General features: G+C 64.5%; 4 protein-coding genes. All 4 read right to left on the bottom strand.

From position 1 onward, the window contains the following. Nucleotides 1-69: 69 nt before the first annotated feature. A complete protein-coding gene (locus tag ACIPIJ_RS10475) occupies nucleotides 70-1,038 on the bottom strand; it encodes a DUF4880 domain-containing protein (RefSeq protein WP_401075907.1) in 969 nt (322 codons plus the stop codon). Further along, nucleotides 1,035-1,538 (bottom strand): sigma-70 family RNA polymerase sigma factor, encoded by a 504-nt coding sequence (locus ACIPIJ_RS10470; RefSeq protein ID WP_401075904.1) that lies wholly within the window; start codon nucleotides 1,536-1,538, stop codon nucleotides 1,035-1,037. The genes ACIPIJ_RS10475 and ACIPIJ_RS10470 overlap by 4 nt, the downstream gene beginning before the upstream one ends. Nucleotides 1,539-1,624: 86 nt before the next feature. Continuing rightward, complete coding sequence (locus tag ACIPIJ_RS10465) at nucleotides 1,625-3,373, bottom strand: BCCT family transporter (RefSeq protein ID WP_401075901.1); 1,749 nt, start codon at nucleotides 3,371-3,373, stop codon at nucleotides 1,625-1,627. Nucleotides 3,374-3,614: 241 nt separating this feature from the next. Continuing rightward, nucleotides 3,615-14,423, bottom strand: a complete 10,809-nt coding sequence (locus ACIPIJ_RS10460) for a peroxidase family protein (RefSeq protein WP_401075898.1) — start codon at nucleotides 14,421-14,423, stop codon at nucleotides 3,615-3,617. Nucleotides 14,424-14,462: the final 39 nt, after the last annotated feature.

Raw genomic sequence — 14,462 nt, 5'->3', positions numbered from 1 at the left:
CGGTCAATTCGGCGCTTTCCCTGTCTTGATGCGTGAAAATGGAAAACCTGCCGGCCGCCATGAAAAAAATCAGGCGGGCGTCACCGAGGCCCAGTAGCCGAGTACGCGCTGGATGCGAACGGGCAGCACCGCGGCGAGCAAGTCCAGGCTCGCCTCCGGCTGATCGACCGAAAACGATCCACTGACCTGCAGTTCGGCAATCCGTGGGTCGCAGCGCAGTACGCCGGGGCGATAGCGATCAAGCTCGGCCAGCAGCTGCGCCAAGGGCATGCGCTCGGCAACCAGTTGGCCTTGAGCCCAGGCCGCTGTACCCGCAGGCAGCGCAGCCAACGGCTCGGCAGTTCTTGCACTGAAGCGCTGTTGCCAGCCTGCGGCCAGCGCCACGTCCGCGCCCTGCCCGTACCCGACCAGTGCCGTGCCTTCGAGTAACTGCACCAGTGTGCTCGCTGCTTGCTGATAAACCACCAGGCGCGAGGCCGGCGCAGGCCTGACCCAGGCCTGACCGGTGCGCAAGCTGACACGCGCACCCGGCCCCGCCTCCAGCAACACCCGGCCGCGGTTGAGGGTCATGGCCTGCGCCCCGGCTGCGCTGTCGCTGTCCAACGCGCTGCCGGTGTCGAGTTGCAGGGCGACCTCGCCCATCAAGCGCCAACGGCGGCGCTCACCCGTGGCAGTGGCGTAATCGCTGAACACTGTTGGCAGTACGCTGCGCTGATGGACGCCATAACCACTGGCGATCATCACGCCAGCGCCGACCAACCCGCCCAGTACGGCTCTGCGTGAAACCACCGAGCGTGCCTGCAACAGATCACGCGCCCCCTGCGCAGACAAACCGCAGGCGCTATCGCGCAACCCCTGGCCAAGGCCGTTGAGCCGCTGCCACGCCAGTTCGTGGGCCGCGCTTTGCAGGCGCCAGCGCTGGCAGGCGAGCTGATCGGCCTCGCTGCTGAGCCCCGACTGCAGGTGCACCATCCACAGCATGGCCTGCTCCACAACGGCCGGGTCCAACCGTTGATCGTGCGCTGCCTGCGGTTTCATTCGCCGTAGACCTCGGCATAGCAATGCCGGTAGGCCTTGAGCATGGCTTTTTGCACCACATTGACGGTAAGCCCCAGGCGTTCGCCAATCTGCGCGTAGGTCAGGCCATCGAGCTGCGACAACAGGAAGACCTCGCGCACGCGACTGCCCAGGCCATCGAGCACCTGCCCCACCGCATCGAGCGCTTCGAGCACCAGCAGGCGGGTTTCTTCCGAAGGTTGATGCTGAGGCTCCAGCGCGGCTAGGCTTTCCAGATAAGCCCGCTCCAGCGCCTGTCGGCGAAAATGTTGCAGGCACAGGCGCCCGGCAACGGTGCTCAAATATGCCCGCGGCTCACGCAGCGGCGCAGGCAACTCGCTGCGCAGCAGGCGCACGAACGTGTCCTGGGCCAGGTCCAGCGCCTGCTCGCGGTTGCCAAGCCTGCGCCGCAACAAGCTCACGACCCAGCTATGGTGCTGCAGGTAGAGGTCTGCGACGGCGTTTTGGCGAGTGGGTGGCATGCAGCGGCTCTCTGGAACGGGCGGTGATATCCGCTCATGATAATACTTATCATTTGTTTTCAGCCAGAGGTGCCGCACGTAGGCCTTCAGGTTTCCGCGCGCTCGGCCTCCGTAGGTGCTGGCTTGAGCGAGGCCTTCTTCTCCTGCACCACGATGTAGAACTCCTCACCATGCTTGACCGCGCCGTACAGCACGGCCTTTTCGATCAGCTCGCTGCCGCGCAAGTGGCGCAGCATCATCGGGTCCTTGCGCAGGTCGCGGTACAGCGCCAGGCACAGCAGCACCATCACCAGCACAAAGGGCAGCGCCACAACGATGGTCAGGTTCTGCAGGCCGGTCAGCGCTTGGCCAGGGTTACCCGGGTCGCCGATGGCCAGCATGATGGCGGCGACCGTACCGGTCAGTGCGCCCCAGAAAATCACCGTACGCCGCGAGGGCTCCGTGGTGCCGTGCTCGGACAAGGTGCCCATCACCAGCGATGCGGCATCCGCCCCGGACACGAAGAAGATCGCCACCAGGATCATCACCAGCACTGAAGTCGCTGCTGCCAGCGGGTAGCTGTCGAGCAATTGATACAGCGCATGGTTGCTGTTTACCGCCCCGTCGATCAGCACGAAGCTGCCCTCGCGCAGGGCGTCGATGCCAGCGCCGCCGAAAATGCTGAACCACACCAGGCTCACCAGGCTCGGCACCAGCAGCACGCCGCTGACGAACTGGCGAATGCTGCGGCCTCGGCTGATGCGGGCGATGAACATGCCGACAAAGGGCGTCCAGGAAATCCACCAGGCCCAATAGAACACGGTCCAGCTGGCCAGCCAGCTGTCCATCGCATCGCCGCCACTGGCGCTGGTGCGCGCCATCATTTCGGGCAGCAACTTGATGTAGACGCCAATCGATGTCGGCAACAGGTTGAGCATCAACAAGGTCGGCCCGACCAGAAAGACGAACACCGCCAGCGCCAGTGCCAGCACCATGTTGGTGTTGGACAGCCACTGGATGCCTTTGCCGATACCGGACACGGCCGAGGCGACAAAGGCGATGGTCAGCACGGTGATCAGGGTAATGTAGAACAGCTTGCCCGGGTGTTCGATCCAGCCGTTGTATTCCAGGCCACCGGCGATCTGCAGGGCGCCGAGCCCCAGCGAAGCCGCCGAACCGAACAGGGTGGCGAAGATCGCCATCATGTCGATCACCCGGCCGAGGGGGCCGTTGGCATGCTTGCCGATCAATGGCCTGAACGCCGTCGAGATAAGCTGCGAGCGCCCGCGGCGAAAGGTGCCATAGGCAATCGCCAGGCCGACGATGGCGTACATCGCCCAGGGGTGCAGCGACCAGTGGAACAGCGTGGTTGCCATCGCCACCTGCAGCGCCTCGTCGGACTGCCCGGTGGCGGCGCCCGGCGGGGGCGTCACATAGTGCGACAGTGGCTCGGCGACGCCGAAGAACATCAGGCCGATGCCCATTCCTGCGCTGAACATCATGGCGACCCAGGACACCGTACGGAATTCCGGCGTTTCGCCGTCGCGCCCCAGCGGTATCCGCCCGTAGCGGCTGGCCGCCAGCCACAGCACGAAGATCACGAACACGGTCGAGGTCAGGACGAAGAACCAGCCGAAGTTGACGATGACCCAGGACTGCGCCGTGGAAGCGCTGGCCGCAAGGCTGGCCTGGTTGACGAAACCCCAGAGGATGAAGGCAATTGCCAGCACGCTGGTGACGCCGAACACCACCCAGTCGAGCTTGCCTTCCAGGTGGCGGTCCTGCCTGGCCTCGGCGGTCTTGGACGGGTCGGTGACGCCGAGCGCCGGTGTTTCAAGGTTCTCTTGCGTTGCCATCGGTGGGCCCTTTTCGGTTTTGCTGCAGGCTTTTGTTGTTGTAGGTGCGAGCGATGCCTGCGCAAGAACCGGGGACGGCCACAGGGAAGGCCTTGTGATTATCCAGTGCCCGAAACAACGGCCCCTATTCCAGGACCGTCCTGGCGCGTCCAATGAACGACCTGGCGGTCACACAGCGACCCAGTGGAACAACGCAAAAAAAGGGAGGGCATCCCTGCTCTCCCCCTTTACAGCCTGCGCACTACCCCAGGATGAAGTCCGCCGCCGTCACCGTCGTGGCATCAGCCACACCCACCAGGCGAATGGAGTCCGCAGCACCAATGCTGACCAAGGTGTCAGCGCCCACATCGGCGATGGTCACGCTGGCGGCAAAGTTCGCTGCGGTGATGTTGAGCGCGGTGATATCCAGCCGGTCCTGGCCGCCCGCCGGGTTGGCATCAAAGTTGATGATCAGGTCAGCGCCAAAACCGGCGGCGAACTGGAAGACATCGTTGCCGTCGGTTGCAATCATCGTGTCGTTGCCGGCCCCGCCGCTGACCGTGTCGTTACCCTCGGCGCCATTGAGGAAGTCATTGCCGTTGCCGCCCTGCAAGGTGTCGTTGCCGGCTGCGCCGAACAGCGTATCGCTACCGTCACCGCCCACCATCAGGTCGTTGCCGACATCGCCGTTGAGGTTGTCGTTACCCACCCCGCCCAGCATCGTGTCGTTGCCATTACCGCCGTTGAGGGTGTCGTCACCGTCGCCACCATCGAGGTTATCGTCACCACCGCCACCGTTCAGGCTGTCGGCACCCAGGCCACCGAACAGCTGGTCGTTACCGGCGTCACCATTGAGGGTGTCGTTGCCGGCGTTGCCGTTGAGGATGTCGTTGCCACCGTCACCGCTGAGGGTGTCATTGCCGGCACCGCCGTTGATGAGGTTGTTCAGACCGTTACCGATGGCGCTGAAATTGCCAACCCCGGTGAAGTTCAGGTTCTCGACGTTGGCCGCCAGGTTGTAGCTGCCCAGCGAGGTCTGCACGGTATCGGTACCGGCGCCGGTGGCCTCGACCACCACATCGCCGGCGTCATCGACCCCATAGGTATCGTTACCGACACCGCCCACCATACGGTCTGCCCCCGCTCCGCCGTTGAGTACATCATTGCTGGCGCCGCCGGTGAGGGTGTTGGCCAGGGCGTTACCGGTACCGGTAAAGCTGCTGCTGCCGGTGTAGGTCAGGTTCTCGACGTTGGCGCCGAGGGTGTAGCTGGCCAGGCCGGTCTGCACCAGGTCGGTGCCGCCATTGGCGGCCTCGGTGACGCTGTCGCCGAGGCTGTCGACCACGAAGGTATCGTTGCCGGCACCGCCATTCATGGCATCGACGCCGGTGCCGCCGTCGAGGGTGTCGTTGCCATCATCGCCATTGAGGATGTCGTTGTCGGCACCCCCGTTGAGGATGTCGTTACCTAGGCCACCGAACAGCTGATCGTTGCCAGCCAGGCCGTTGAGGGTATCGTTGCCGCCCAGCCCGGACAGCACATCGTTGCCCAGGGTACCGGTGAGTGTGTTGGCCTGGTTGTTACCCGTCAGCACCACGCCCGGTGGCACCACCACGGCCGCTGTTGCCGCCGAGGTCAGCGATTCCAGCGTGCCGAAGCCATCGGTATAGCGCACGATCACCCGCAGTTGCTGGTTACCTTGCGCGGCGCCCGGGGTGAAGGTTGCCGCGGTAGCGCCAGCGATATCGCTGAAGCTGGCGCCGGTACCCTGTTGCCACTGGAAGCTGAACGTTCCCAGCCCGTCCAGGTCGGCGATGCCAGTGGTCGAGGCCGTCAGCAGCTGGCCCTGGTCCGGGGTGGTGTCGCTGATCAGCGGCAGGCCGGTCGGGGCATCGTTGACGTTGGCCACCGGGTCGAGGATGTCCGACGCCACGCTTTCGCTGACACCGAAGTCATCCACGTAGCTGACCACCACGCGCATGTTCTGCCCCACCTGGGCCTGGGTGAGAACGAAGGTGCTGCCGATGGCGCCGGCGATATTGACCCAGCCCACGCCACGGTTCGCCTGCCACTGGAAGGTGAACTGCGGGTTGCTCAGGCCATCGATGTCGACGATGCTCGCCGGGTTGGCGGTCAATGTCTGGTTCTGCACCAGTAGCCCAGTAACGGTCGGCCCGGCGCTGGCGGTGCTGTTCGGCGACGAGTCGACGATCTCAAGCGTGCCCTTGGCGTCCTGGTACACCGCCCGCACGCGGATGTTCAGCCCCGCCACGTCGTCGGTAACCCGGAAAGTGGTACCGGTTGCCCGCGTGGCTTCGCCGGCAGCGACAAGGGTGATGTCCTCGTACACGCCCGAGCCTGGTAGGGCTTCAACCTGCCAGTAGTACGCCACGCCTCCGGTGACTGCGCCGCTCGGGTTGGCCCCGTTGACGTTATCGGCGTCATGCACTGCACGGTCGGTAACCCGCAGCAGTTGGCCGGCAACCGGTGTGTCGTCACGCACACCGCTGGCATCGTCGAGGATCACCAGGTGCCCCGATGGGCCGTTGTTGACCGCGGTACCCACGCCAGACGCCAGCGCGCGGTCGGAGAACTGCAGCCGTTCGATGCCGGTCAGGTGGTCGACACCATCGCGCCCGGCCACCAGGTCGGTGACGGTCACGCCATTGCCATCGACCACCACGTTGTAGTCCGTCGCCACCCCGGAGAACAAGGCCGTGTCGTAGCTGTTGCTGCCGTTGAGGATCTCCCGCACGATCACCAGCTGGCCAGGGTTGTAGGTGCCGTTGAGCATGTAAGGCACCATCGGTTCCATGCTGTCGAAGCTGGCGATTTCCGGGCCGCTGCCGTCAACGTTGGCGCGTACGCTGATGCGCACGTTCAGCCACTTGTCGCCGTCGAGGATGTCATCGCCGCCGCGGCCTTCAAGCAGGTCGCTGCCGCTGCCGCCGAGGATGATGTTGCCGCCATCATAGAACGTCGCGCCGGCGGCCAGCAGGTCGGCCAGGCCATTGATCAGGCTGATGTTGGTCAGCACGCTGCCGGTGGCCCCGGCGGTGGGCAGTGAGGTGGCATCCTCATTGTCACCGCGCAGGAAGTCACCGTGCGCCGAACCCGAAAGGCCTTCCATGATGTCGAAGCGCACCAGTGCCGAGGCGCCGGAGCCTGGCACCAGCGGCACATCGAAGAAGCGGTCGCTCATGTCGATGCTCACGCCTTGGGCAAGGCCCTTGAACGTCGCCCAGTCGTAGCCGGAACCGCCGATGTAGCGGTCGCCGAAGCCAAGGCTGCCGACCATGATGTCATCGCCGCCCTCCCCGTTGAACTTGTCATTCTCGTTGCCGCCGATGAACACGTCGTTGCCGATCACCGGGTCGTTGCCGAGCGGGTCGAAGTTGTCGCCGGGCGCACCGTCCGAGGTGCCCTTCTCGATCCAGTCATCGCCTTCGTTGCCCATGTCCTGCTCGTTGGCCTTGCTGCCCAGGATGAAGTCGTTGCCCTGGCCGCCAATCGCTTCGGAGGCATCCTCGCCGGTGATGATGAAGTCGCTGCCGAAACCACCGATGATCAGGTTGACGCCGTTGCCACCGTGCAGCACGTCGTTGCCGTCGCCGCCCTGGATGTTATCGTCGCCGCCCACGTCAGTGATGATGTCATCGCCGGCGCCACCGCGCAGTTGGTCGTTGCCGTCCCCCCCTTCGATGCGGTCGTTGCCCGCGTCGCCCCACACGGTGTCATCACCGGCGCCAGCGACGAGAATGTCGGCGTTGTTGCTGCCACCGAGCACGATGTGCTCGTCGCCTGCATAGCGGATGTAGTTGCTGTCCGCCCCGGCGGTCACCGGGTTGTTGCGGAACACGCCATCCGGGTCGGCGCTGCCCAGGCCGTCGTTGTACTGCTTGCTCTGGTCCACTTCCAGGTAGAACGCCGGGTCCGAGAACACCAGGCCCGGCAGGTGGGTGGCCGAGGTGTTGGCCATGATCAGCTTGGCGAACGAGTTGCTTTCCAGCTCGGCGTTCATCGAAAGCCCAGCAGTGCGCTCCAGGTAATAGAAGCGGTCGCCGTCCTGGAGTTTCTCCAGCTGGTTTTCGAACACGAAGTTGAAGGTGCTGCCGAGCATGCCGCCAAAGGGCGTTTTCGCTTCGGCCAGGCCGCCGATCCACAGGTCGATGGCATCGACACCGGTGACCGTCACGCCTTTGAGGTCGTCGACGGTACCCATCACGCCATCCTTGCCCGCCCGGGTGATACTGGCCCAGGCACCCGTGCCGTTGAGGAAGTCCAGGCGGTCAGCCGGTGCGCCGTCACCACCGAATATCAACGCCATGGCGGCATCGCGCTTGGCGACCAATGTGCTTGCCGAGGTGATGGAGGCATGGGTGCCGTAGGCGGCAATGAAGTTGATCAGCGACTCTGGGTGCTTCAGGTGCTGCACCAGGTCCACCCAGCTGGTGTACGGCTTGAGCTGGGTATCGCCGGTTTGCCCGTAGATGTCACGGCGCACCGCGTTCAGTGACGGGATACCGGCATCGCGGCCACGGGCGATGTTGATCGCCGGCAGGTCCAGCGGCAGGCCAAGCAGGTTGTTGCGCAGCGCCTCGGTGACGAACTCGTCGATTTCATTGCCGGCTTGCCGGGTGACCCCGCGCACGATCGCGCTGGTCGCATCCTCCGGGGTCACGCCACTGGCGGCGTACGCCAGCGGGTTGAGGAACGCCGCGATCAGACCAAGCTGCTGGTCAGGGTTGGCACTGCTCGGGTCGCCGATGACGTTGAAGTCGATGTCGAAGCGGTCGACCGTCTCGGTCAGCATCGAGTGGCCAAAGCGGTACACGGTGTGCGCGAATTCGGCGACGATCGACGCATCGAGGTCGACGTCATACACCTGGGTCGGGGCGAAGAACAGGTCGACACGGGGCTGGATGGTACGCGCGAACTCCTCGAACACCAGGTGCTGGTACTGCATCTCGGTGCCGAACTTGGCGGCCTGGAACAACCGCTCGCCATTCCACACCATCGCATCGATTTCGGCCTGGCTGGCCGGCAGTGTGGTGACCGGGTTGAGCAGCCATTCGTTGAGGAAGGCCACATCACCTGAATCGAGCACCGTGTCCTTGGTTTGCGCCACCAGCCGGTTGTGCTCCGAATGGAAGATCGCATGCACGGCGGTCAGGCCGATGTTCTCGTTGACCCGGCCGTCACCCGCGATGTAATGCGCGTCCAGCAGTTCATTGTCGTAGGCGAGATTGTTGCCGGTCTGCGGGTTCATCGGCACGGCGTTGCCAGCCACGTTGTCAGCGTCTGGCGCGAGCACGCCGCCACTGAACACCGGCACGGCATTGTGGGCGATATCGGCGAGGAACTGGTGGCCGGTGCGTACCGCGTTGGTCAGGTCGATCGGTGCCAGCGGGTTGCCTTCAACCAGCGTGTCATCCGCCGTGCCGCCCAGGCCGTCAGCGCCCTTCATCACCACCATCGGGTAGCCATGCGGGCCTTTGATGAAGTTGCCATAGGCATCGGTCGCCAGCAGCGGCACGTTGTCGACGTCCGCATCGGTCAGGCGGATGCCGAGCACATCGTTGGCCTGCGCCTTGACCACCTTCCAGGTCGCCATGCCGCCGATTTCGATGTCGTCGCCGGTCCCGTACTTGCCATCGGCGCCCAGGTCACGGTTGGTGATCAGCTGGCCCGTGGCAACTGGGCCATTGCTGGTCAGCTGGTAGCCACGCAGGAACACCTGGTGGGACGGGTGCGAGCTGTAGGTCTGGTTCTGGTCCACGAATGGCGTGGTGGTGTTGGTGTGCTCGTGAATGTCGTCGGCGGTGCCGAGCACGCCATCGGCGCCTGGCTGGTTGGTGGCGCGGGTCAGCACCATGAAGTTGCTGTGGCCGCCCGGTACGTACAACGGGTCGTCCGGCTGCAGTGGGATGAACACCGTGCCCGAGCCGCCCTTGGTGAGCAGGTCCAGGCCATGGTCGAAGAACTGCCCGAAGAAGGTCATCCAGGCGTTGAACGGGGCCGACAAGCCGGCATCGGCGGTGGTGTTCTCGAACAGGTAGACGTCGTGGTCGTCGGTGGTGCCGAACTTGCCGTCCATGCCTGGGCTGGCGACGATGCGCACACCGTCCTTGAGTACGTCATCGTTACCCTCGGCACCGTAGTCGAGTTTGCCGTCTGCACCTGGGTCATAGGCTGTGGCATAGGCCGCCGGGTTGTTGGAGGTCTGGTCGACGATCAGGTTACTGATGGTGCGTGGCTGCGAGTCGAACACGTAACCACTGGTCTGCTGGTAAGAGGAACCGGGTATGGCCGGCGAACCGGGGCCGAAGAAGCCTGCCGGCGCACCTTCTGCCGGGTTGAACACCGGGTCGGTCACGCGCGGGAAGAGGTTGTCTGCAGCGCCGTACTGGGTGTTGTTTTGGCCGTTGAGGTTCAGCAGGTTGTTGTTCGAGCCGTCAACTGAACGCAGGCCCAGGGGCGCACGAACGTTCGGCACCAGCGAGAGGATGTCCTGCCCCGCTGCGTCCGCTTCGGCAATCTTGATCTGGGCGAGGATGAAGTTCAGGTCCGAACGGACCATGTGCAGCCCGTCACCGCCTGCAGTGGCATCCACCACAGGCGTAGCCGGCGTAGGCACGACCGGCGCACCGGGCTCGACCACGCCAGTCGGCTGGGAGTACAGCACTTCGGTGGTGCCATGGGCATCCTGGTAGATCGCCTTGACCCGCAGCGACAAGCCTGCCAAGTCCGGCGACACCTTGAACGCCGTGCCGTCAGCACTCTGGAACGCCAGGTCGCCGGCAGGCAACAGGACGATGTCCTCGAACACACCGCTGCCCGGGTCGGCCTCGAACTGCCAGTAGTAGGACACCGAACTGTCGTTGAGCGTACCCAGCGGGTTACCCACGCCGATATTGTCGGCATCACGCACGCCCGCCACGCTGACCGTGAGCAGGTCACCCACGGTGATCGCGCCGCCGTTGCCATCGGTGAGGGTTGGCGTGCCCGTAGGCTGCGCGTTCACACCTGTCACCAGTACCCGCTGGCCATCGGCGAACTGCAGGCGCTCGATGTGCAGCAGCGTGTCGGTGCCGTCGCGCCCGGCCACCGTGTCGGTCACCGTCCACACATCATCGGCGGTATTGGCGGTGCCACGGTCGTTGACGCTGACCACGTACTCACCCTGCAGGCCGGAGAACACGGCCGTGTCGAACGCTGCGCCGCCGGTCGAGGTGCCGGGCAGGATTTCCCGCACGGCCTTGAGCTGGCCGGGGTTGTAGGTGCGGTCGAGCATGAACGGGATCATCTCGACCATGCTGTCGAAGCTGGCGATCTCAGGGCCGGTATGGTTGACGTCGCCGGGGGCATACACCGCGATGCGCACGTTGAGCCACTTGTCGCCGTCGATCAGGTCATCGCCACCGCGCCCTTCGATCAGGTCACTGCCATTGCCGCCGAGCAGGATGTTGCCCGTGGCAAAGCCTGTGGTCGGCAAGCCTGCCTCGGCCAGGAACTGCTCCAGCCCCCGAATCAACGCGACGTTGCTCAGCGCGCTGCCTGTGGCCCCGCCATGGTTGAGGATGGTCACGGCATCGACGTTGTCGCCCTTGAGCACGTCGGCGAATTTCGAGCCTGACACGCCTTCGACCTCGGCAAAGCGGTCGAGAATCGACGCTGGCGAGGCGCCGACCGGGTTGAACACCCCAGCATTCTGGTTCGGCGCGTTGCCATGCGGCTGGGCCAGCGCGGCCAGGCTCAGGTCGACGGTCACGCCCGCCAGGTCGTTCTTGTGGGTCACCCAGTCGAAACCGGACATGCCGTCCATCTTGTCCTGGGCATCGCTGCCCACAAAAATGTCGTCGCCGCCCTCGCCGAGCATTTCGTCAAAACCACCGCCACCGACAAAGATGTCGTTGCCGATCACATCATCGGTCAGCAGCGGCGCGAAGTTGTCGCCGGGCGCGCCGTCCTGGGTGCCCTTCTCGATCCAGTCGTCACCTGCGTTACCGGTGGGCGGCAGGTTGGTCTTGGCGCCCAGGATGAAGTCGTCACCCTGGCCACCGAAGGTGGTGCTGATGTCTTCGGTGGTGATGATGAAGTCCTGGCCATCACCACCGAGGATCAGGTTGCCGGCGGCGAGCATGCTGCCAGCCACGATCACATCGTTGCCGGCGTTGCCTTCCAGGCGGTTGTCGCCGAACGCGTCGGTGATGATGTCATCGCCTGCGCCGCCGAGCACCGCGTCGTTACCGGCACCGCCTTCGAGGCGGTCGTTGCCGCCGTCACCGTACAGGGTATCGTCGCCCTCACCGGAGACGATGATGTCATCGCCGGCGGTGCCACCCAGCACCACATGGTCTTCGCCGTTGTACTGCAGGAAGTTGCTGTCCGGGCCTGCTGTGTCGGGGTTGTCGCGCACCACCAGCTTGACGATTTCCACGCCGTTGATCATCAGGCCGCCAGTCGGGTCGGCCTTGCCATCGGTACCCAGGCCGGTGAACTGGCTGGCCTGGTTCACTTCAAGGGTGTAGGTCGGCGTCAGGAACACCGTGTTGGACAAGTGGGTGACATCGGTGTTGAGCATGATCAATTTGGCGAACGAGTTGTTCTCAAGCTCGGTGCCGAAGTTCAAGCCGGCGGTACGCGACAGGTAGTAGAAACGGTCGCCGTCCTGCAGGGCCTCAAGCTGAGTTTCGAAGACGAAGTTGAAGCTGGAGCCAAGCATGCCGCCGAATGGCATCTTCTGCTCGGCAAGGCCACCGACCCAGAAATCGATGGCGTCGACACCGCTGATGGTGACACCGGTCACGTCATCCGCAGTACCGGTAAGCCCATCCTTGCCCGCCAGGCTGACGTTGGCCCAGGCACCCGAACTGCTCAGGAAGTCCAGGCGGTCTGCCGGGGAGCCCGAACCACCGAACACCAGGGCCATGGCGGCGGCGCGTTTGTCTGCCAGCGTGGTGGCATTGGTGATCGAGCTATGGGTGCCGTAGGCGGCGATGAAGTTGACCAGCGAGGCCGGGTGTTTCAGGTGGTCGGCAAAGTCTATCCAGCTGGTGTACGCCTTCAGCTGGCTGTCGCCGGTCATGTCGTAGAACTCGCGGCGTGCCTGGTTCAGCGTGGGGATGCCGGTGTCGCGGCCCCGTGCCAGGTTCAGTGCGGGCAGGTCGAGCGGCAGGCCGAGCAAATTGTTGCGCAGCGCTTCGGTGACGAATTCGTCGATCTCGTTACCGAGCTGGCGTGTCACCCCACGGATGATCGCCCCGGCGGCTTCGTCCGCAGTCGCCCCGCTGCCGGCGAACGCCAACGGGTTCAGGAACGCCGCAATGAGGCCCATTTGCTGGTCGGGGTTGTTCGGGTCGGTGAGGATCGGGTTGAACTGCGGGTCCAGGCGATCGACAGTCTCGGTCAGCATCGAGTGGCCGAAGCGGTACACCACGTGGGCGAACTCGGCCAGGATGGCCGGGTTGATCGAGGTGTCGTAACCATTGGGCGCGAGGAACGCGTCGACTTGCGGCTGAATGGTGCGCGCGAACTCCTCGAATACCAGGTGCTGATATTGCATCTCGGTGCCGAACTTGGCGGCCTGGAACAGCCGCTCGCCGTCCCACACCAGGGCAGCGATCTGCGCAGGAGTGGTGGGTATCGCGACGACGTCGTCGATCAGCCATTCATTGAGGAAGGCCAGGTCGCCCGCCGCGAGAATGGTGTCCTTCGATTGCTGCACCAGGCGGTTGTGCTCGGAGTGGAACACGTGGTGCACGGCGGTGAGGCCGATGTTTTCGTTGGCGCGACCGTCACCGGCGATGTAGTGGGCGTCGAGCAACTCGTTGTCGTAGGTCAGGTTGTTGCCGCCAGTGCCAACCGGCTGGGCATTGCCCACATCGCTGTCGGCATCAGCTTGCAGCACGCCGCCGACCACGACTGGCGCGGCATCGTGGGCGATATCGTCAAGGAAGCCATGCCCGGTGCTGACGGCATTGGCCAGGCTGATCGGCGCTGCGCGATTGCCTTCGACCAGTTGCGTGACGTCATCGGCGGTGCCGGCGATACCGTCGGCACCGTTGCTGACGCGCATCACCACCTGGGGCATGCCGCCCGGCCCGCGAATGAAGTTGCCATAGGCGTCGGTGGCCAGCAGCGGCACATTATGCACGTCGGCGTCGGTCAGGTTGATGCCCAGGATGTCACGCGCCTGGGCCTTGACCACCGCCCAGGTGGCCATGCCGCCATTCTCGCCGTCGCCATCGTCGGCGGTACCGAACTTGCCATCGGCGCCCAGGTCGCGGTTGGTGATCAGGCGCCCGGTCGCCAACGGCTGACCGGCAGCATTGACGGTGTACTCGCGCAGGAACACCTGGTGCGAGGGGTGCGAACTGTAGGTCTGGCTCTGGTCGACGAAGGGCGACGTAGTGTTCGGCTGGCCATCGTCGGCGGTGCCGACCACGCCATCGGCGCCGGCAGTGCGCACCGCACGCGACAGCACCATGAAGTTGGTCGGGCTGCCCGGTTCGTACAGCGGATCGTCCGGCTGCAGTGGGATGAACACGATGTCGCTGGTGCTTTTGCTGACCAGGTCCAGGCCATGGTCAAAGAATTGCCCGAAGAACGTCATCCAGGAGTTGAAGCCTGCGGTGAGCCCGGCGTCCGCCGAAACGTTGGGTATGAAGAACACCGGCGTATCGTCGGCCGTGCCGAATACTCCGTCCTGGCCGGGGCTCATTACCGGCGTGGCGCCGGCGTTGGCCTCCACCGCTGCCGGGTTGTTGGCAGTCTGGTCGACGATCAGGTTGCTGATGACCCGTGGTTGCGAATCCACCACCGTGCCCGTCGCGGCATAGGCTGCCGACCAGTACTGGGCATCGAGCAGGCGCAGGAACGAGTTGTCGGCGGCGCCAAACTCGGTTTGCCCGGCGACCAGGTTGTTGTAGCTGCCATCGACGGTACGCAGGCCGAACGGCACCTGGCCGTTCGGCAGTAGATCGATGAGGTTGGCGCCCTTGGCATGGGCTTCGGCGATGAAGATTTGCTGGAGGATGAACGCCAGGTCCGACTTGCTGAAATTGGCCATTTTCGATTGCCCTCGATGTGTCGGGAGAAGACACAGGGC

Origin of the sequence: Pseudomonas sp. NPDC087185 (assembly GCF_044744955.1) — a bacterium.
Lineage (GTDB): Bacteria > Pseudomonadota > Gammaproteobacteria > Pseudomonadales > Pseudomonadaceae > Aquipseudomonas.
The sequence above is the reverse complement of the archived record's forward strand: the minus strand, read 5'-3'. Positions and strand labels throughout refer to the sequence as shown.